Here is an 18,274-nt window from a genome sequence, read left to right as displayed (position 1 = left end):
GGTTTCGCGACTGATGACGACCGATCCCGAGAGCACTTTGCGCCAGACCGGCTGGCCGGGGCTGCGAGCCAGGCTGTTCCATCTCTACTTTGTGCTGCGGCGGCCAATGACGCTTGGCGTGCGCGGGCTCATCCACGAAACGGCATCCAACTCCCTCTTCCTCATCCGCCACACCTATGTGCCGGGCTGGCAGCTTCCCGGTGGCGGGGTCGAGATCGGCGAGACGATGGCCGAAGCGCTGGCGCGCGAACTGGCGGAAGAGGGCAATATCACGCTGACCGCTCCGCCGGTGCTGCGCTCGATGCATTTCAACCGCCGCGCCAGCCGCCGCGACCATGTCGGCCTGTACCTGATCGAAAAATTCAGCCAGGCGGCCCCGAAACTGCCGGACCGCGAGATCGCCGAGGCCGGTTTCTTTCCGCTCGACCGTTTGCCCCAGGGTACGACCCCGGCAACGCTGCGGCGCATCGCCGAGGTTTTTGGCGGGAAGCCGCCGTCACCCTATTGGTAGTTCAGGCAGCCGCCTTGGCGAACCGTGCCCTGTCATGCCCCGCGCCGTAGTCAATTTCCGGCCCCACAGGCACTATACGCGTCGGGTTGATCGTTTCGTGGCTGCCGTAATAGTGCGACTTGATATGATTGAGGTTCACCGTGCCGGCTACGCCAGGCACCTGGTAAAGATCGCGCAGATAGTTCGACAGGTTGGGATAGTCGGCGATGCGGCGCCGATTGCATTTGAAATGGCCGACATAGACCGGGTCGAAGCGCACCAGCGTGGTGAACAGCCGCCAGTCGGCTTCGGTGATCCGCTCGCCGACGAGATAGCGCTGATTCGACAGCCGATGCTCCAGCGTGTCGAGCGCGGCGAACAACTCCCCGAACGCTTGCTCGTAGGCGGCCTGCGTGGTGGCGAAGCCAGCGCGATAGACGCCGTTGTTGATGGCAGGATAGACCAGTGCATTGACCGCGTCGATCTCGCCGCGTAGCGCCTGCGGATAGAAGTCGAGGTCGGTGTCACCCCAAGCGTCGAAAACTGAATTCAGCATCCGGATGATTTCGGAGGATTCGTTGGAGACGATGGTCTCATCCCTTTTATCCCACAGCACCGGCACCGTGACCCGGCCGGAATAGTTAGGGTCGGCCCTGGTGTAGATCTGGTGCAGGAAGTCCAGGCTATAGAGCGTGTCACCTGTGGCTCCGTCCTGCGCCAGGAACGTCCAGCCATCGGCGCCCATGAAATGATGGACGACCGACACGGAGATGATGCCTTCAAGCTTCTTCAGCGCCCGGAAGATCAGCGTTCGGTGCGCCCAGGGACAGGCAAGCGAGACATAGAGGTGATAGCGACCGGGCTCCGCCTTGAAGCCGCGGCCGCGGCCTTCGGCAGGCGCCCCGTCACGAGTGATCCAGTCGCGCCATTGCGACTGCGCCCGCACGAATTTGCCGCCGCTGCCTTTGGTGTCGTACCAGCGGTCCTGCCATTTGCCTTCGACCAGCAATCCCATCGCTTGTCCTTTCCTGTCCAGGACATCATGTAGGGCTCCAAGTCGTTGCATGGAATCGCCGGGCGCTGAACAGATCGTCAAGCACGTCGCGGCGCCCGTTGCTCTCTACCTGCAAAACCGCCGATTGCAGCGGCGGGAAATTGATGCTAGCGGACACTCCGCATGTTCGATTTTGCTTTGATCCGGTTCGACCGACGACGAAAGGGCGCCCACGCTTGATAAAGCGCTGATTGGCGAATGCTGCCGTTTGCAGCAAACCTTTCCTCCTGTACCGGAACGCAAAGACCATGAGCCTTGCCGACGTAGAATACCTGCCGGAAACTCCGGCGCATGACCCTCAGATCGAAGCCATCAATGACGAAGCCTTCGGGCCCGGCCGTTTTGTGCTGGCCGCCTACAAGATCCGCGAGGCCGGCGGGCATGAACGCGCGCTGTCCTTCGTCGCCATGGACGGCGATCTCGTGGTCGCATCAGTTCGCATGACCCGCATCGCCGCAGGCGCCGGACGCGCGCTGATGCTCGGGCCGCTCGCGGTGCGGCCGGCCTTCAAGAATCTCGGCATCGGCCGCCGGCTGGTGGCGATCGCGCTGGAAGCGGCCGCCAAGGCCCGAGCGCCCGCCGTCATGCTGGTCGGCGACGAGCCCTATTATGGACCGCTCGGCTTCAAGCGTATCCCGCGCGGCCAGATATCGATGCCACGCCCCGTCGATCTCGACAGGCTGCTGTCGCACGAGATCATGCCGGGCGCGGTTGCAAGGCTCACGGGCGAGGTCTGCCATGCCGACCAGGCCAGGGTCGCCGAGCACTTTGCCGCGATGGCTTGACCATTCGCGCCGATTGCGCGCCTGATCCACGCCTGACTCTCATGTGAAAGGATGACGCCATGAATCCAAACGGCGAGGTCGCGGTTGTTACCGGCGGCGGCTCCGGCCTTGGCGAGGCGACGGCGCGCGCGCTGGCCGCCAGGGGCGCCCGCGTCGCCATCTTGGATGTCGGCGTCGATCGGGCGGCCAAGGTGGCGGCCGAGATCGGCGGCATCGCCGTCCAATGCGATGTCGGCAGCGCCGACAGCGGTGTTGCCGCGCTTGCCGAGGTCGCGGCCAAGCTGGGCGAACCGCGCATCCTGGTCAATTGCGCCGGCATTGCCATCGGCGTGAAGACGATCGGCAAGGATGGTCCCCATCCGCTCGATCAGTACCGCAAGGTGATCGAAGTCAATCTGATCGGCACTTTCAACATGATCCGCCTCGTCGCCGACCGCGCCGCAAAGCTCGACCCGCTGCAGGGCGGCGAGCGCGGCGTCGTCGTCAACACCGCATCCGTCGCCGCCTATGACGGCCAGATCGGCCAGGCCGCCTATTCGGCATCAAAGGGCGGGGTCGTCGGCATGACGCTGCCGGTGGCGCGCGATCTTGCCCGTTCCGGCATCCGGGTCTGTACCATCGCACCCGGCATATTCAGGACGCCGATGATGGCCGGCATGCCGCAGGAGGTGCAGGATTCGCTGGGCGCCGCGGTGCCCTTCCCCTCGCGCCTCGGCGAGCCGTCGGAATATGCGGCCCTTGCCTTGCACATCATCGAGAACCAGATGCTCAACGGCGAGACCATTCGTCTCGATGGCGCCATTCGCATGGCTCCGAAGTAGCACTTGCCAGCCTGGCGCCATCGTCTGATAAGTGGAATAGCCAAATCAACTTAGCAGGGCGAGCATTTGGCCGATCGAACGAAGGACGTGATCCGCGAGACCGACGCCGAGGCGATCCGGCAGGCCAAGACACTCATGCGCCGCGCCCGCTTCGGCGCCTTGGCGGTGTTGGAGCCGCAAACGGGTTCGCCGCTGGCGAGTCGGGTCGGCGTCGCCACCGACATCGACGGCACGCCGCTGATCCTGGTGTCGCAGCTTTCGGCCCATACGCCCGCCATACTTGCGGACCCGCGCTGTTCGCTACTGCTCGGCGAGCCGGGCAAGGGCGACCCGCTCGCGCATCCCCGGTTGACGCTGATTTGCCGGGCAGCGCGGATCGAGCGCGGATCGGACGCGCATGCACGCGCCGAACGCCGCTATCTCAACCACAATCCGAAGGCCAGCCTCTATGCCGGCCTCGGCGACTTTTCGATCTTTCGTCTCGAACCGCAGCGCGCCAGCCTGAACGGCGGCTTCGGCAAGGCCTACCTGCTTGATCGCACCGATCTCATCACCGACGGGCCGATCGTCGAGGAACTGGCAGCCAGCGAGCAATCCGCGATCGACCACATGAATGCGGACCATCTCGACGCCGTCGCCCTCTACGCGCATCATTTTGCCCGGGCATCCGGCGACGGCTGGGTCATCGCCGGATTCGATGCCGACGGCATGGATCTGGCCTCTGGCGACGATGCCGGCAGGGTCTTCTTTCCGCAGCCCTTGGTCACAGCGCATGAGTTGAGGCACGTCTTGGTCGACATGGCCAAGAGCGGCCGGGCGGCAACGTCGCCAAATAACCGCACTTAAATTACGTTTGATCAAAAGCAACGCTTGAGATTTGAACGAAATGTTCTACCCTTTGGCTGTGGCGCTGACTCGTTGGCGACCATTCACAACTGAGTTTATGGATTCAGGCACCATTGCCCCCATGGTGCCTCGATGAGCAAAGAGCATGGGGGATCGATGATCTCGACAAAGCTAGTCGCCAACGCCGGATCGGCGGCCGAATTTCTGATGCTGATGGGCAATGAAAAACGGCTTTTGATCATGAGTTATCTGATCGATGGTGAAATGTCGGTCGGAGCCATCGCCGAGAAGGTGATGCTCAGCCAGTCCGCCCTGTCGCAGCATTTGGCAAAGTTGCGGGCGCTGGACCTTGTGGACACCCGCCGCGACCGCCAGATGATCTACTACTCCTGCAAATCCGACGCCGTGCGCGAACTGCTTGCCACGCTCGACGGCATTTTCGGCAGCGGCAAGGATGATCTGTCCCAGATGGCACAAAGGCTGCGCCGCGCCGGAACTTGAACGGCTGGTCGCGTAAACGTTTACGCCACCAGCGGCCTTCGGCAATGTGCGTCCATCCTGGGCGCGCAAATACACTTTGACACTGCATCCGCGCATCATGTTCTTGGCAACCGATTCCGATTGTCAGCCGAGGCTCAGATGACCCTTGTCCACATCGACGATCCGCAGGATCCGCGCGTCGCCGCCTATCTCGACATCCGCGAGCGTGACCTCGCCGGTCGACAGGGCCGCTTCATTGCCGAGGGCAAGGTCGTGCTCGACATGCTACTGTCGGCCGCGCGCTTCCGCGCCGAATCGGTGCTGGTTCTGGAGAACCGCTTGGCCGGCCTCGAAGAAATCCTGCACAAGGCGTCTCCTGACCTGCCGGTCTATGTCACCGCCGGAGCTGTGATGGATGCCATTGCCGGGTTTCACATGCATCGCGGCATCCTTGCCATTGGTCGCAAGGAGACGCCCCAGCCGGCCGAGGCCCTGCTGGACGGCTTGCCTGCCCGAGCATTGATCGTGGTGCTCGTCGGCATCGCCAATCATGACAACATGGGCTCGATTTTCCGCAACGCCGCCGCGTTCGGCGCCAATGCGATCCTTTTGGATGCGACCTGCTGCGATCCGCTCTATCGCAAGGCGATCCGCGTTTCGGTCGGCGCGGCCTTGAAGGTCCCGTTCGCCTCGTTCAGCGACACCGCGCGGTTCGCCGCGACGCTCGACCGGCGTGGCTTTACCCAATTTGCGCTGTCGCCACGCGGGACATCAGACATACGCGATGCAAAGCCGGCCGAACGCTTGGCACTCTACCTCGGGACTGAGGGCCAAGGCCTGCCCGAAAGCTTGCTCACCCGTCTCAATACTGTTCGGATCAACATGTCGGAAGGCTTCGACAGCCTGAACGTCGCGGCCGCATCCGCCATCGCCCTGCATCATTTCTGCGCCGGTGGTGCCTGACTTCAATCTGCCGCAGCCGCCTTCTGCAACGCCCGCACGCGGTCGGCAAGGCTGCGGCCGCCGCTGTTCGGCCGCGCATCCTGCTGCGCCTCCAGCGCCTTGGCGATCGGCGACCCCGGCCCTTCGAGCTTGGCTGTCAAGTTGACGACTTCCGCCGCCAGGTCATTCATCTGTTCGCGCAGCATGGAACTTGCGTGGCGTGTATCGCCCTGCGGGCCGGCGGCCTCGGCGGCGGACAGATCCGCCTTCAGCCGCTTGTTCTCGCGTGCCAGTGCCGTCAGTCTGGCCTCCAGCCGCTCACGGTCGGCGTCGAGCCTGGCGATCGCCTTTTCGACGTCGTCGCGCCTGTCCGCCTGTACCTGCCCGCTGATCAACCGCAAGGCCGACGCGCCGTCCTCGGCCTTCGCTTTTTCGCGCTGCCGCGCCAGATCTTTCTCGCGGCGTTCGAGCTTCTCCTCTCGGTCGGCAAGCGCGGCGAGCAACCGTTCGACTTTCTTGTCCAGTTCGGCGGTTTTTTTCCTCTCGGCCTTCAGCGCCTCACGCGCGGCCTTGCTTTCGGCCGCGATCTCCTGATTGCGCCTGTCCGCCTCCTTGCGCTGGCCGCGCAGCAGCGCGATATCGCTGGCGAGCTTCTGCAACTCGGATTCGCGCGCCACAAGTTCGATCTGGCGGCTGCTGGAGGAGAAGCTGGCGTCGTCATACATGCGTTCCAGCTTCTCAAGCTCAAGCGCGCGTTTCTCCAGTTTGCGTTCGGTCTCCTTGAGCCGCTCGGACAACCGGTGCAGTTCATCCTCGCGCTGGTGCAGCGCCGCGTTCTTGGCAGCCAGTTCATCGAGCACCTGGTTCTTGTCCATGCGCTCCATCGCCAGCCCCTTCAGGGCCTCGCGGCCGCGATTGATCTCGATGAGCTGCTCGGTCGACTTCTCGCGCAGCGCCTTGACGTTCATCTCGAGGCGGCGCGTCGCCATGGCGAACTCCGCCCGGATCCGGTCCTTGTCGGCCCCGATTTCGGCTTGCGTCAGCGGGATCGAGGCTTCGATGCGTTTGCGCGTCAGAGCGACCGCCCGCCGCCAGATGGCCGGAGCCACCATCAGCGCCAGAAAGCCGGCGCAGAGAAAGCCGAGAGCAAAGAACAGGACCGACTGAACCAAGTGACTATCCGTTATCGCGCGCCGACATGCAACAATACGAGGATCAAAAGCCGTCGCGACTTTTGACCGTTACTCTGTTGGCATGACGGAAATCAGGCGCTGCGGCAAGGGCTCGCCGCGGCGCATATGGGTCATCGGATCTGGATTCTTATCGAAGCGTATACACATTCCGGTCGTGACCTCGGGTCAGAACGGATTCCACGTCGCCCGTTCGGTAAGCTTCAGGTAGCCGAGATTGACGCCGAGCCGGGCGCCGACGCCGGTGCGGATCGGCACCAGCAGCACATTGTTGTTCTTCAGCACATTGAATCCGACGCCCGCCACCACATAGGCCGAGCCGGCGACGCCGCCATAACGGTTGTAGAGATTGCCGACGTCATCGAGATTATAGACGAGCATCATCACCCGCGATCCCTCGCCGCCGAAATCCCAGCCGAGCGACGGGCCTTGCCAGAACACTTTATGGTCGCCGGCATTCTTGGTGTAGAGCGTGCCTTCGCCATAGGTCAGGCCGCCGATCAGCGCGCCGGATCCCTCCTCGCCAAGCAGATAGCCATTGGGCAAGCCATAGGAAGCAAAAATCTTCTCCACGACTGTGGCGAGGCCGCCCGATGTCGCGCCGAAGAACTTGTGACCGGAATCGACAATCTCCTGAGCGGTGTACTCCTGGGCCCGCAGGGCCGATGTCGAGAAGACGAGAACGCCCATGAGCGTGATCGCCATTGAGAGGACACGGAGAAAACTCCGGCCGTAGAATCGGGAAAACATGCTTCCAATCTCCGTCAGGGAGCACTTTCGCCGACGCCTCGCACCCGTACGGCTCTTTAGGCGGCCGTTAAGGATGGCTGTTAGGGGCAAACTATGCCGTAATCCTTTTTCAACCATTAAACTCGCACATGAAGATGGCGGTTCGAAGGCTGTTGGGGTCGTTCATACAGGCAAGCAGCCTGCGTGAACGCGCCATAGGCCCCAACGGCGATTTTGGGTTTGTTGCTGCACGCACGGGCGCTGTGTATTCAGAAAGCTCGGGAAGAGAGCGTGATTCGCGTGGGCAGGCGTCGATCGATCGCGCGGCCATGATTTATGGGATTTTTGCAGGGATTTTCGCCGATGTCCGATCTTTTCACCCTTTCCGCACCCGATCTGGCGGCACTTTTGTGCAGCCGGGTCTGCCACGACATCATCTCGCCTGTTGGCGCGATCAACAACGGGCTTGAACTGCTCGATGAAGGCGGCGCCGACGAGGACGCCATGAAGCTGATCCGCCAGAGCGCCCGCAACGCCTCGGCGCGCCTGCAGTTCGCCCGCATCGCCTTCGGCGCGGCGGGTTCCGCCGGCATGCAGATCGACACCGGCGATGCGGAAGCCGTCGCTATCGCCTTCCTCAAGAACGAGAAGCCGGAACTCACCTGGAATGGAAGCCGTGCACTGTTGCCCAAGAACAAGGTCAAGCTGCTGCTCAACCTGATCCTGGTCGCCAACGCCGCCATTCCACGCGGCGGCAAGCTTTCGGTGACGCTGGAGAATCTCGAGACCGAGCCTCGCTTCGCGCTTTCGGCGAGCGGCCCCATGTTGCGGGTGCCGCCGAAATTCCTCGAACTGCATTCCGGCCACAAGCCGGAAGAACCGATCGACGCGCATTCGGTGCAGCCTTACTATACGCTGCTTCTGGCGCGGGAGGCCAACATGACGATATCGATCCATGCGACCGCGGAAGAGATCGTGCTTTCGGCGGCCTGAGATCCGCACAAACTAGCAGCAAAGTATTTCAGTTCTGTAATATTGATTGAATGGACCTACCGGCGGAAGATCAACTTCGCCTGACAGCGCAGGCCAAAGCATCTGCAAAGAAAAGCTTGCCAACTGGCATATTTGCAAAAATTTTACCTAATGGCTTTTCGGCTTCTTTACCAGATCGGCCTATGCTGTGCGGCAGATACCCCGACGCGACCGGATTGCCACAAGGCAAAGAGGACCCGGAAATGAAACGCTGCATGTTCGTCGACGATTCTAGCGTCATCAGGAAAGTTGCGAAGCGCATCCTGGGCGGTTCCGACATGATGGTCATCGAAGCCGCCAGCGGGCTTGACGCGCTGGAGATGTGCGCCGCCGATATGCCTGATATCATCGTGGTCGACGGTGCACTGCCGGATGTACAGGCGGTCGACCTGATCCGGCGCGTGCGCGCCATGGAAAGCCCGACCAAGCCGCAGATCCTGATCTCGCTGGTCGAACTGGACATCGCCTCGATCATGCGAGCCAAACGCGCCGGCGCCCAAGGCTATCTGTTGAAGCCGTTCAACCGCCCGCAGCTACTCGAGCGCTTTCGCACCCTGAAGATCGCTGCCTGATCCGTCGGATCGCGGTTACCACCGGTCTATGACGCAAAAACCCGGCTGCCGCCGGGTTTTTGTCTGGAATTTCGATCGGCCGTCGCTCAGGCGCTGACGCGGATGTCTTCAGGTTCGCGCAGCACATAGCCGCGGCCCCAGACCGTCTCGATATAATTCTGGCCGCCGGACGCAGCATCGAGCTTCTTGCGCAGCTTGCAGATGAAGACGTCGATGATCTTCAGTTCCGGCTCGTCCATGCCGCCATAGAGGTGGTTAAGGAACATTTCCTTGGTGAGCGTGGTGCCCTTGCGCAGCGAGAGCAGCTCCAGCATCTGGTATTCCTTGCCGGTAAGGTGCACGCGCTGGCCGCCGACTTCGACGGTCTTGGCATCGAGATTGACCACCAGGTCGCCGGTGGTGATGACCGATTGGGCATGTCCCTTCGAACGGCGCACGATGGCGTGGATGCGCGCCACCAGCTCGTCCTTGTGGAACGGCTTGGTCATGTAATCGTCTGCGCCGAAGCCGAGGCCGCGCACCTTGTCCTCGATGCCGGCCATGCCGGAAAGGATGAGGATCGGCGTCTTCACCTTGGAAAGACGAAGCGTTCTCAAGACCTCATAGCCGGACATATCGGGCAGGTTGAGGTCGAGAAGGATGATATCATAGTCGTAGAGCTTGCCCAGATCGACACCCTCTTCGCCGAGGTCGGTCGTATAGACGTTGAAGCTTTCCGATTTCAGCATCAGCTCGATGCTTTGTGCGGTTGCACTGTCATCTTCTATCAGCAGAACACGCATTTCATTCCCCTTTTCTGCTGCCGGACCATCTTGCGACCCATCCGGGACCGGAGCAGTGATTGCCTGGTGCAGAGGCTGCCATGGAATGGTTAACAAAACCTAATTCCGCGTCGATGACGGTACCAGATTTTTTAACCACTTTCTACACCCTCTTGAATTTAATACCGAATCACAGGACCAAACCGCTAATGCAACACATTAAAAACCTGGACTAAGTGACTCCAGGGACTCATCGACATCGCTTCCACGTCGCCAGCCGGATTTTTACCCGGCCTTAAGTCCTGACCCGTATGATTAACAATGCCCGTAAACGAATGGTTACCGTCGGCAAAAAACTTTAGGGTTTTGTTTCCCATAGTGCGGGGAAAGCCGGTGGACACGGGCAGCGCTTGGGCCTTTCCAAGTGGTTTGGACGATATGTGCAGGTGTGCGTTTCCGGGAGTACCGAATCATGAAGTCACGTGAAAACCTCGTTCGGCTGAAACAGTTTCAGGTGAATGAGAAGCGGCGGCAGCTGCTGCAGCTCGACATGATGATCGCCGAATTCGAACGCATGGCCGCCGAGCTGGAGCTTCAGATCAGCGCCGAGGAAAAGAAGGCCGGTATCACCGACATCAATCATTTCGCCTATCCGACCTTCGCCAAGGCGGCCCGTTTGCGCCGCGACAACCTCAGAAATTCGCAAGGCGACCTCGCCCAGCAGCGAAGCGCCGCCGAATCATTACTCGGCGAAGCTGAAGCGGAGCTTTCCAAGGCGGAAATGCTCGAATCGCGCGACACCAAGATTCGCGAGGCCGAAACTGGCGGTCGTAGCGCGATGATCGGCTGAACCGCCAGATATCCGCGTCTTTGAGCACGTCCAAGCGGGCGCGCAACGCATTGGGCGAGCGCTAAACGGCCCACTCCCCTTCATTCACGGCCGCAGCCCGCGCCCGGGCCTCCTTGATGTCGGGAACGTGTTGTTCCGACCAGGATCTGATCTGGTTGAGCAATCCCGCCAGATTCTGGCCAAGTTCGGTCAATTCATATTCGACCCGAGGCGGGACGACCGCAAACACCTCGCGCCGCACCAGGCCGTCGCGCTCGAGCACGCGCAACGTCTGCGTCAGCATCTTCGGCGTGACGCCTTCGAGCTTGCGGGCAAGCTCGCCATTGCGCTGCCGGCCTTGGCGCAGCGCACAAACAACCAGGTAAACCCACTTGCTGGCCAGCGTCTCCAGCACCGTGTGTGAGGGACAGGTCCGCCGGAACGCATCATAGCCGTAGGGGGAGTCGAGATCACTATCCATACGGTGCCTATATATCAACAAGGTACATACTAGACAAGAGACCATTACTCTCCAAATGATAGTGGGACCGGTCAATCAGGAGAAATCTTATGCGTGCCATTATCCAGAATTCCGTCGGCGGACCCGATGTCCTTGTCATCGCCGAGCGCCCGGCGCCCTCGCCCAACGCCGGCGAAGTGCTGGTCCGCATCAAGGCGGCCGGCATCAATCCGGTCGATGGCGCCGTGCGCGCCGGCTATTACCCGCTGCTCGGCGAACCACCCTTCATCCTCGGCTGGGACCTTTCGGGAACCGTCGAGGCGCTGGGGCCTGGTGTCAGCGGCCTGAAACCAGGTGACGCGGTGTTCGGCATGCCGCGCTTCCCAAAGCAGGCGGCAGCCTATGCCGAACTGGCCGCGGTGCCCGCCGATGAAATCGCGCGCAAGCCCGCGCACGCCGATTACGTCCAGGCAGGCGCATTGCCGCTGGCCGGCCTCACCGCCTGGCAAGGCCTCGTGCGTCATGGCGCGATGAAAGCCGGCCAGCGCGTGCTGGTCCACGCCGGGGCCGGCGGCGTCGGCCATCTGGCGGTGCAGGTCGCCAAGGCGGGCGGCGCCTGGGTTGCCGCCACCGTCAGCACGGAAAAATTGGATTTCGTCCACAAGCTCGGCGCCGACGAGGTCATCGACTACACCAAGGATGATTTTACCGACAAGGCGAAGGACATCGACCTGGTGCTCGAGACGGTGGGCGGCGAGCACGCCCATCAATCGTTGAAGGTGCTCAGGGACGGCGGCGTGCTGGTGTCACTGCTCGACGTCAGCGACAAGACCAGGGCGGATGCCAAGGCGCGAAGCATCCGCGTCGAACGCATGTCCGTTGTTCCCGACCGCGAAGGCCTGCTGGAACTTGGCAGGCTCGTCGATGCGGGAAAGCTTACCGTGCATGTGGCAAAGACCTTCCCGCTAGAACAGGCCGGCGCCGCGCACGCTTTCCTCGCCAGCAAGCCGGTCGGCAAGGTGGTGCTGACGGTCTGAAACGCGCAAATGCTGTCAAGAAACCAAAAGGGCGCGAACTTCGCGCCCTTTTGCAGATTCTTGAGCGTCAGTGCCGGTATTGCTGGATGCGCGTCGTGCGCAGCCCGGCGAGGCCGTATTCGTCGATCGAGGCCTGCCAGGACAGGAACTCCTCGGTGGTCAGCTTGTAGCGCTGGCATGCCTCCTCGAGGCTCAAAAGCCCGCCGCGCACCGCTGCAACCACTTCCGCCTTGCGCCGGATAACCCAGCGACGTGTATTCGTCGGCGGCAGATCGGCAATTGTGAGAGGGCTGCCGTCAGGCCCGATAACATATTTGACTCGCGGTCTAACCAGATCGGTCATCGTACTCTCTACAAAAAACTCAAAGACCCAATCCCCACCACGTTACCGCCACAGCTTTAAAAATTGCCTAAGCAGACCCTAACAGCTAGGTAATGATCATGAACGCCGCGTTAGTCTTTTCGCAAACATTTGAAATATCTGCCGGGAAGTTCCGGATTCGCTCGAAAAATCTGCGCGGTCACCGGGCCGGCAGTTGCCCGCCGATCGGTCCCGCAAGCTGGCGCAGCCGCCAAGCTTGACCTATATTCGCGTCATTGGCATGCAAGCGCCGCGCAGAACGAAAGAACCATGAACAGCCTCGATCTTCCCGGACGTCCCGAAAACACCCGTATCGTCGTCGCCATGTCGGGCGGCGTCGATTCGTCCGTCGTCGCGGGTCTCTTGAAGCGCGAGGGTTATGATGTCGTCGGCGTCACCTTGCAGCTTTACGATCATGGCGCCGCGACGCACCGGGCCGGGTCCTGCTGTGCCGGGCAGGATATCGATGACGCCCGCCGCGTTTCCGAGACGCTCGGCATTCCGCATTATGTGCTCGACTACGAAGAGCGCTTCCGCAAGGCGGTCATCGATCCCTTCGCTGAGAGCTATGTCGCCGGCGAGACGCCGATCCCTTGCGTTTCCTGCAACCAGACGGTGAAATTCGCTGATCTGCTGGCCACCGCCAAGGATCTCGGCGCCGACGCGCTGGCCACGGGCCACTACATTCGCTCCGGCGCCAATGGCGCCCATCGCGCGCTCTATAGGCCGGTCGACGCCGATCGCGACCAGAGCTATTTCCTCTTCGCCACCACGCAGGCGCAGATCGATTATCTGCGCTTTCCGCTCGGCGGCCTGCCGAAGCCGCAGGTTCGCGCCATTGCCGAGGAGATGGGCCTGACGGTAGCCGCCAAGCAGGACAGCCAGGACATCTGCTTCGTGCCCCAGGGCAAATATTCCGACATCATTGCCAAGCTGAAGCCGACGGCCGCCAATCCGGGTGACATCGTCCATATCGACGGCCGGGTGCTCGGCCGCCATGAAGGCATTCTGCGCTACACCATCGGCCAGCGCCGCGGCATCGGCGTGGCCTCCGGCGAGCCGCTCTATGTCGTCCATCTCGACGCCGAGCGCGCCCGTGTCGTGGTCGGGCCGCGCGAGGCGCTGGAGACGCACAAGATCTACCTGCGCAACATGAACTGGCTTGGTGACGGCGCGCTGGCCGACATGCCCGCGGGCGGGCTGGAACTGTTCGCCAAGGTCCGCTCGACCAGGCCGCCACGCCCGGCGATGCTGCGTCACGAGGCGGGCGTCACATCGGTCGAATTGGCCGATGGCGAGTCCGGTATCGCGCCTGGACAGGCTTGCGTGCTCTATTCCGACGACGGCAACGAGGCCCGCGTGTTCGGCGGCGGCTTCATCGAACGCTCCGAGCGCGGCGCCGAGGCCGAGGCGATGTTGAGCCGACTTGCCGCGTCACCGGCGCAGGTTCCCGCCGAGTAGGCAACGATCTCTCCGCCGCGACGCGGCCCGATCTTCTTCAGGGATTGGATTTGGTGTGCGTGACCGTACCCGCGGTCAGGATGCGCAGCACCCGGATTGCCTCCTCGCCGCTGGTGCGCGGTTCGGCCCGCGTTTCGATGCAATGGATGAAGTGCTCGAGTTCGCGCGTCAGCGGCATGCCTTGGCCAACCGCGACATAGGAGGGCTCATTGGTGGTGAACGCCCATTGGCCGCTGTCCTGCCAGACCGCGTGGCGATAGACGGCGAGCTTGCGCTCCCATGGTTCGACATCGTCGAAGACAGCCATCGCCTTGGTGCCGACCACGGTCAGCCGCCGTTCGCGGTAAGGGTTCAGCCGCGAGGCGAAGAGATGGCTGCGCAAACCGTTGGGAAAGCGCATGTGCAGATGCGCGAAGTCGCTGAGATTGTCGAGCAGCGCCGCCCCTTCGCCGCGCACCTCGATCGGTTCGGTGCCGGTGATGGCCAGGATCATCGACAGGTCATGCGGCGCTAGGTCCCATAGCGCATCGTTCTCGGTGTGGAATTTGCCGAGGCCGAGCCGGTGCGAATGGATGTAGCGGACCTCGCCGAGCTCGCCCTTGTCGATGAGCGCCTTCAGCGTCTCGAACGCGGGATGGAAGCGCAAGACGTGGCCGACCATGAAGACGCGGCCCTTGTCCTTCGCCGCCTGCACCGAGCGCTCGGCATCGGCAACCGTCAACGCGATCGGCTTCTCCACCAGGACGTCCTTGCCGCTTTCGGTGGCGCGCACCGCCATCTCGGCATGAAATTGCGGCGGCAGCGCCATGACGATGGCGTCGATGTCATTGCGGACGAACAACTGGTACGGTTCGATCGCGAGGCAGTCCTGTTCGCTGGCAAAGCCTTCGGCGCGGGCACGGTTGGCGTCGGAGACCGCGTGCAGCGCGCCGAGCGCCTTGAGGGTGCGGATGTGGTTGGAGCCCCAGTATCCGCAACCGAGGACTGCAATGCGCGGCTTCATCTGTTCTCAAACTCTAAAAACTCGTGGCCGAGACATAGCGACGTGCCTCTTCGAACTCAACCCCGGCGGCTGCAACCAATTATCGGCGCGGCAAAGCTTTTCGGCAGCGAGAATAAGCGCCCCTGCCGAGCGGTTCGAAGCTTGACAGGCTCACCCTCCCAACCTTATATCCGCGCGACCTTGGCGAACGCCTCGAAATGCCTTGCGATTTAAGGCGGATTTCGGGCCTTTCGCCGCCCTGGCGGGGTAGCTCAGTTGGTTAGAGCACGGGAATCATAATCCTGGGGTCGGGGGTTCAAGTCCCTCTCCCGCTACCACCTTTCACCTGTGTACGGCCCGGAGACATAGGTAACAGAATGTACCTAAGACATGGGTGACAACCTCGTGCTGAACGGGTTGGACAGGCTCGCGCCGATGCGGGTCGCGTTGGGAGGAACGTCTACACCTCTTCCGTTTCGAGCACGAATGTCCCGGTGGGGATGCGGTTGGTGATCATGGCGCGGATGCCGGCATCGATGGCGGGGTCAGTTTCGTCGAATAGGCCGCAGGCCTGCAGCGCCTTGCGCTGGTCGACGGAGCGGCCGAGATATTCCAGAAGCACGACCGAGGCCGCTGGTCTCCGCCCTCGTAAAAGGGGCATGCCCGTCTGGATGCCGACCAGATAGGCGACGCTCGTCTGGTAGCTCGGATAGAGGATCACCTGGGTGATGCTGGTCTTGAGCAGGGTTTCGGATTCGAGCGCGAATATGCGATCGCCGAGCAGCAGCAGGGCGGCCGAATATTTCGAGGTCTTCACGCCATATTTGCCGAAATGGACGAGCCTTTCCATGCATTTCCAGAAATAGCGGCCTTCCTTTTCATAGATCACGACCAGGCATTTGATGATCTTGCCGGCATAGCCGAACGAGTAGAAATAGCGGAAATAGTAGCCGACATAGCGCCCGAGATCGCCGGAACGCTGATAGAGCTGCTCCATATGCACCAGCATGTCCGACGGCGCGTGGACGCCGAGCGGGCGGCGGCGCAGGCCGACGATCTCGGCAAAGCGCTGCTGGTCCATCAAAAGCTCGCCTTCGCTCACGCCGAAGAAATCGCAGATCTTGCGCATGTTGCGGCGGGACGGCCAGGTCTGGCCGCTCAGATATTTGTTGAACTGCTGGCGGTTGATCTGCAGGCGCCGGCACACGGCGGCGATAGACGGATAATAGCTGCACAGGAAGGCGAGGTTCTGGGGAAGCGGTTCGGTCTGCATGACCTAAAGCATACTGACGCCAGAACAGTGTCAAGTCGCGAAGGGTCGCGAAATTGTGCGGCACCGCCGATTTGCCCAAAGTGGCGCTCTCCAACAGAGGCCTCGTCATGCGCACAGTGTCCAACTTCCCCCATCCGATCCGCTCGGTCGACCATTTCGAGATTCCGATGCCGGACGGTTGCCGGCTTGCGGCGCGCATGTGGCTCCCCGAGGGTGCCGAACAAAAGCCGGTGCCGGCTATCCTGGAATACATCCCCTATCGCAAGAACGATCTGACCGCCGCGCGTGATGTCGTCATGCACCCCTACGTGGCCGGCCACGGCTACGCAGTGGTGCGCGTCGACCTGCGCGGAACCGGCGATTCCGAAGGGCTGATGCTCGACGAGTACCTTCAGCAGGAGCTGGACGACGGCTGCTCGGTCATCGAATGGCTGGCCTCCCAGCCCTGGTGCGACGGCAACGTCGGCATGATCGGCATCTCCTGGGGCGGCTTCAACGGATTGCAGATCGCGGCCATGCGGCCGCCTGCGCTGAAGGCGGTGATCAGTTGCGCCTCGACCGACGACCGCTACGCCGACGATGTCCACCACATGGGTGGCACGCTGCTCATCGACAATCTCTCCTGGGCGGCGATCATGTTCGGGCGCAACACGCTGCCGCCCGACCCACGCAACAAGCCGCACAATTGGCGCGCTTTGTGGCACAGTCGATTGAAGGAAAGCGGGCTATGGCTGAAGAACTGGCTGGAGCACCAGCACCGCGACAAGTTCTGGAAACACGGTTCGGTCTGCGAGGATTTCGGCGCGATCACCTGCCCGGTCTACGCCGTCAGCGGCTGGGCCGATGGTTATTGCCGCTCGGTCTTCCGCCTGATGGAAAAGCTGCAGGGCCCGCGCAAGGGGCTGGTCGGGCCATGGGCGCACACTTATCCCCATATCGGCAAGCCTGGTCCTGCCATCGGCTTTCTGCAGGAATGCGTCCGCTGGTGGGATCAATGGCTGAAGGGCCGTGACACCGGCATCATGGACGAGCCGATGCTGCGCCTGTTCATGCAGGATAGCGCCCCGCCGCAAACTTCCTACGAGACGCGCGCCGGACGCTGGGTCACGGAGCCGGCATGGCCATCGCCGAATATCGAGCGGCAGTCCTTCTTCCTTTCCGGCAATGGGCGCCTGTCCCTACGCCGGGCAGACGATGCGGCCGGAACGCAGACGGTCCGCTCGCCCTTGTCGGTTGGCCTGCGCGGCGGCAAATGGTGCTCCTATGCCGTGCCCGGCGACCAGCCGGCTGACCAGCGCGGCGACGATGCCGGCAGTCTGGTCTATGAGACGCAAGAGCTGGCGCACGATGTTGAGATCGCCGGCGATGCAATGCTCGATCTTGTCTTCGAAAGCGACAGGCCCGTCGCCATGGTGGCCGTCCGTCTTTCGGATGTCGCCCCCGATGGCGCGACGACGCGCGTCAGCTACGGCCTTTTGAACCTGACGCATCGCGATAGCCATGAGAGGCCCGAACCGCTCGAACCGGCAAGGCGCTACCGCACCTCTGTCCCCTTCAAGCACGTAGCACAGCGCTTCAGCGCGGGGCATCGCATACGCCTTGCCATCTCGACAAATTACTTCCCGATCGCTTGGCCTTCGCCCGAGCCGGTCACGCTCACCGTCCATCCGGCGGATTGCCGCCTTGAACTTCCGGTCCGCGTCGGGGGCGCCGGAGATCCGGCACCGGCGCCTTTTGCCGAACCCGAAGGGGCGCCGCCCTTACGGGTGGAGACGATCTCAAAGCCGCAAAAGGATTGGACGATCACGGAGAATCTGGCAGTCGCTTCGACCGTCGTTGAGATCGGCGAAGGCGCCGGCACCTATCGCATCGTCGACAACGACCTAACCATTACCTCGCTCGGCCGCGAACGCTATTCCTTCCGCGGCGACGATTTCGGGTCGGCCAGGGCCGAGGCGAAATGGGAGTTCGAATTTTCGCGCGCTGATTGGCGCATGCGTTCTGTGACCGAAACGACCATGACCGCGACGCCATCGCACTTCCACGTCGAGGCGCATCTCGAGGCATGGGAAGGCGACGAGCTTGTCCACGAACAGAAATGGACCGAGGCGATAGAGCGTCGCCTGCTGTGACATTCGCGAACTGACGCTAATCTCGCTCACATCTGCG

At 62.2% G+C, this 18,274-nt stretch carries 20 protein-coding genes and 1 tRNA gene; 13 read left to right on the top strand and 8 right to left on the bottom strand.

Features of this window, described 5'->3' with window-relative positions:
- Positions 1-13: 13 nt before the first annotated feature.
- Positions 14-511 (top strand): NUDIX domain-containing protein, encoded by a 498-nt coding sequence (locus tag LB541_RS05600; protein ID WP_140556147.1) that lies wholly within the window; start codon positions 14-16, stop codon positions 509-511.
- A 1-nt stretch (position 512) separates the two neighbouring features.
- Here the strand turns inward: LB541_RS05600 and LB541_RS05595 are convergent, their stop codons facing one another.
- A complete protein-coding gene (locus tag LB541_RS05595) occupies positions 513-1,505 on the bottom strand; it encodes a glutathione S-transferase family protein (RefSeq protein ID WP_140556148.1) in 993 nt (330 codons plus the stop codon).
- Positions 1,506-1,792: 287 nt separating this feature from the next.
- Here LB541_RS05595 and LB541_RS05590 point away from each other — a divergent pair, with 287 nt between their 5' ends.
- From LB541_RS05590 to LB541_RS05570, 5 genes are all read left to right on the top strand, one after another.
- Positions 1,793-2,329 (top strand): GNAT family N-acetyltransferase, encoded by a 537-nt coding sequence (locus LB541_RS05590; protein WP_140496094.1) that lies wholly within the window; start codon positions 1,793-1,795, stop codon positions 2,327-2,329.
- 59 nt (positions 2,330-2,388) lie between these two features.
- Complete coding sequence (locus tag LB541_RS05585; RefSeq protein ID WP_140564028.1) at positions 2,389-3,150, top strand: 3-hydroxyacyl-CoA dehydrogenase; 762 nt, start codon at positions 2,389-2,391, stop codon at positions 3,148-3,150.
- A gap of 66 nt (positions 3,151-3,216) precedes the next feature.
- Positions 3,217-3,996 (top strand): HugZ family protein, encoded by a 780-nt coding sequence (locus tag LB541_RS05580; protein WP_140582207.1) that lies wholly within the window; start codon positions 3,217-3,219, stop codon positions 3,994-3,996.
- Between the two features lie 156 nt (positions 3,997-4,152).
- A complete protein-coding gene (locus tag LB541_RS05575) occupies positions 4,153-4,497 on the top strand; it encodes an ArsR/SmtB family transcription factor (RefSeq protein WP_224618061.1) in 345 nt (114 codons plus the stop codon).
- Positions 4,498-4,635: 138 nt separating this feature from the next.
- Entirely contained in the window at positions 4,636-5,439 is an 804-nt protein-coding gene (locus LB541_RS05570) for a TrmH family RNA methyltransferase (RefSeq protein ID WP_224618033.1), read from the top strand.
- Between the two features lie 2 nt (positions 5,440-5,441).
- Here the strand turns inward: LB541_RS05570 and LB541_RS05565 are convergent, their stop codons facing one another.
- Positions 5,442-6,590 (bottom strand): hypothetical protein, encoded by a 1,149-nt coding sequence (locus tag LB541_RS05565; RefSeq protein ID WP_140879199.1) that lies wholly within the window; start codon positions 6,588-6,590, stop codon positions 5,442-5,444.
- A gap of 186 nt (positions 6,591-6,776) precedes the next feature.
- Positions 6,777-7,313 carry a DUF1134 domain-containing protein gene (locus LB541_RS05560; RefSeq protein WP_224518884.1) on the bottom strand — a complete coding sequence of 179 codons (537 nt, stop codon included), beginning with the start codon at positions 7,311-7,313 and terminating at the stop codon, positions 6,777-6,779.
- 387 nt (positions 7,314-7,700) lie between these two features.
- On the opposite strand from LB541_RS05560, the gene chpT reads away from it, so the two are divergent.
- A complete protein-coding gene (chpT, locus tag LB541_RS05555; protein ID WP_140496099.1) occupies positions 7,701-8,330 on the top strand; it encodes a histidine phosphotransferase ChpT in 630 nt (209 codons plus the stop codon).
- A 242-nt stretch (positions 8,331-8,572) separates the two neighbouring features.
- The gene (locus LB541_RS05550) at positions 8,573-8,941 is read left to right on the top strand and encodes a PleD family two-component system response regulator (protein WP_140496100.1); all 369 of its coding nucleotides are present in this window, start codon (positions 8,573-8,575) and stop codon (positions 8,939-8,941) included.
- Positions 8,942-9,027: 86 nt separating this feature from the next.
- Here LB541_RS05550 and ctrA read toward each other — a convergent pair whose 3' ends face one another.
- Entirely contained in the window at positions 9,028-9,723 is a 696-nt protein-coding gene (ctrA, locus tag LB541_RS05545; RefSeq protein WP_006203583.1) for a response regulator transcription factor CtrA, read from the bottom strand.
- Between the two features lie 451 nt (positions 9,724-10,174).
- Here ctrA and LB541_RS05540 point away from each other — a divergent pair, with 451 nt between their 5' ends.
- Positions 10,175-10,552 (top strand): flagellar export protein FliJ, encoded by a 378-nt coding sequence (locus tag LB541_RS05540; protein WP_140496101.1) that lies wholly within the window; start codon positions 10,175-10,177, stop codon positions 10,550-10,552.
- 61 nt (positions 10,553-10,613) lie between these two features.
- On the opposite strand, the gene LB541_RS05535 is transcribed toward LB541_RS05540, so the two are convergent.
- Positions 10,614-11,012, bottom strand: coding sequence for a winged helix-turn-helix transcriptional regulator (locus tag LB541_RS05535; protein WP_140657042.1), 399 nt, complete (start codon positions 11,010-11,012; stop codon positions 10,614-10,616).
- 89 nt (positions 11,013-11,101) lie between these two features.
- Between LB541_RS05535 and LB541_RS05530 the strand changes: the two genes are divergently transcribed.
- Positions 11,102-12,028 (top strand): NADP-dependent oxidoreductase, encoded by a 927-nt coding sequence (locus tag LB541_RS05530; protein ID WP_140657040.1) that lies wholly within the window; start codon positions 11,102-11,104, stop codon positions 12,026-12,028.
- Positions 12,029-12,095: 67 nt separating this feature from the next.
- On the opposite strand, the gene LB541_RS05525 is transcribed toward LB541_RS05530, so the two are convergent.
- Positions 12,096-12,371, bottom strand: a complete 276-nt coding sequence (locus LB541_RS05525) for a DUF1153 domain-containing protein (protein ID WP_006203587.1) — start codon at positions 12,369-12,371, stop codon at positions 12,096-12,098.
- A gap of 288 nt (positions 12,372-12,659) precedes the next feature.
- On the opposite strand from LB541_RS05525, the gene mnmA reads away from it, so the two are divergent.
- On the top strand, positions 12,660-13,850 hold the full coding sequence (gene mnmA / locus LB541_RS05520) for a tRNA 2-thiouridine(34) synthase MnmA (RefSeq protein WP_140496104.1): 1,191 nt from the start codon (positions 12,660-12,662) through the stop codon (positions 13,848-13,850).
- A 37-nt stretch (positions 13,851-13,887) separates the two neighbouring features.
- On the opposite strand, the gene LB541_RS05515 is transcribed toward mnmA, so the two are convergent.
- Entirely contained in the window at positions 13,888-14,853 is a 966-nt protein-coding gene (locus LB541_RS05515) for a Gfo/Idh/MocA family protein (RefSeq protein WP_224618032.1), read from the bottom strand.
- A 240-nt stretch (positions 14,854-15,093) separates the two neighbouring features.
- Here LB541_RS05515 and LB541_RS05510 point away from each other — a divergent pair.
- Positions 15,094-15,170: transfer RNA gene (locus tag LB541_RS05510), tRNA-Met, on the top strand.
- A gap of 122 nt (positions 15,171-15,292) precedes the next feature.
- Here the strand turns inward: LB541_RS05510 and LB541_RS05505 are convergent.
- Complete coding sequence (locus LB541_RS05505; RefSeq protein ID WP_140518024.1) at positions 15,293-16,105, bottom strand: helix-turn-helix domain-containing protein; 813 nt, start codon at positions 16,103-16,105, stop codon at positions 15,293-15,295.
- A gap of 107 nt (positions 16,106-16,212) precedes the next feature.
- Here LB541_RS05505 and LB541_RS05500 point away from each other — a divergent pair, with 107 nt between their 5' ends.
- Positions 16,213-18,237, top strand: coding sequence for a CocE/NonD family hydrolase (locus LB541_RS05500; protein ID WP_140496107.1), 2,025 nt, complete (start codon positions 16,213-16,215; stop codon positions 18,235-18,237).
- Positions 18,238-18,274: the final 37 nt, after the last annotated feature.

The organism is Mesorhizobium sp. BR1-1-15 (assembly GCF_020165475.1).
Taxonomy (GTDB): Bacteria; Pseudomonadota; Alphaproteobacteria; order Rhizobiales; family Rhizobiaceae; genus Mesorhizobium.
Note: the sequence above shows the minus strand (reverse complement) of the source record. Positions and strands in the feature narration are given on the sequence as shown.

Coding starts and splice junctions, on each gene's coding strand:
- LB541_RS05540 (WP_140496101.1), top strand. CDS start 10,175: ATGAAGTCACGTGAAAACCTCGTTCGGCTGAAACAGTTTCAGGTGAAT.
- LB541_RS05595 (WP_140556148.1), bottom strand. CDS start 1,505: ATGGGATTGCTGGTCGAAGGCAAATGGCAGGACCGCTGGTACGACACC.
- LB541_RS05575 (WP_224618061.1), top strand. CDS start 4,153: ATGATCTCGACAAAGCTAGTCGCCAACGCCGGATCGGCGGCCGAATTT.
- LB541_RS05500 (WP_140496107.1), top strand. CDS start 16,213: ATGCGCACAGTGTCCAACTTCCCCCATCCGATCCGCTCGGTCGACCAT.
- mnmA (WP_140496104.1), top strand. CDS start 12,660: ATGAACAGCCTCGATCTTCCCGGACGTCCCGAAAACACCCGTATCGTC.
- LB541_RS05535 (WP_140657042.1), bottom strand. CDS start 11,012: ATGGATAGTGATCTCGACTCCCCCTACGGCTATGATGCGTTCCGGCGG.
- LB541_RS05560 (WP_224518884.1), bottom strand. CDS start 7,313: ATGGCGATCACGCTCATGGGCGTTCTCGTCTTCTCGACATCGGCCCTG.
- LB541_RS05590 (WP_140496094.1), top strand. CDS start 1,793: ATGAGCCTTGCCGACGTAGAATACCTGCCGGAAACTCCGGCGCATGAC.
- LB541_RS05600 (WP_140556147.1), top strand. CDS start 14: ATGACGACCGATCCCGAGAGCACTTTGCGCCAGACCGGCTGGCCGGGG.
- LB541_RS05505 (WP_140518024.1), bottom strand. CDS start 16,105: ATGCAGACCGAACCGCTTCCCCAGAACCTCGCCTTCCTGTGCAGCTAT.
- LB541_RS05515 (WP_224618032.1), bottom strand. CDS start 14,853: ATGAAGCCGCGCATTGCAGTCCTCGGTTGCGGATACTGGGGCTCCAAC.
- ctrA (WP_006203583.1), bottom strand. CDS start 9,723: ATGCGTGTTCTGCTGATAGAAGATGACAGTGCAACCGCACAAAGCATC.
- LB541_RS05530 (WP_140657040.1), top strand. CDS start 11,102: ATGCGTGCCATTATCCAGAATTCCGTCGGCGGACCCGATGTCCTTGTC.
- LB541_RS05525 (WP_006203587.1), bottom strand. CDS start 12,371: ATGACCGATCTGGTTAGACCGCGAGTCAAATATGTTATCGGGCCTGAC.
- LB541_RS05550 (WP_140496100.1), top strand. CDS start 8,573: ATGAAACGCTGCATGTTCGTCGACGATTCTAGCGTCATCAGGAAAGTT.
- LB541_RS05585 (WP_140564028.1), top strand. CDS start 2,389: ATGAATCCAAACGGCGAGGTCGCGGTTGTTACCGGCGGCGGCTCCGGC.
- LB541_RS05570 (WP_224618033.1), top strand. CDS start 4,636: ATGACCCTTGTCCACATCGACGATCCGCAGGATCCGCGCGTCGCCGCC.
- chpT (WP_140496099.1), top strand. CDS start 7,701: ATGTCCGATCTTTTCACCCTTTCCGCACCCGATCTGGCGGCACTTTTG.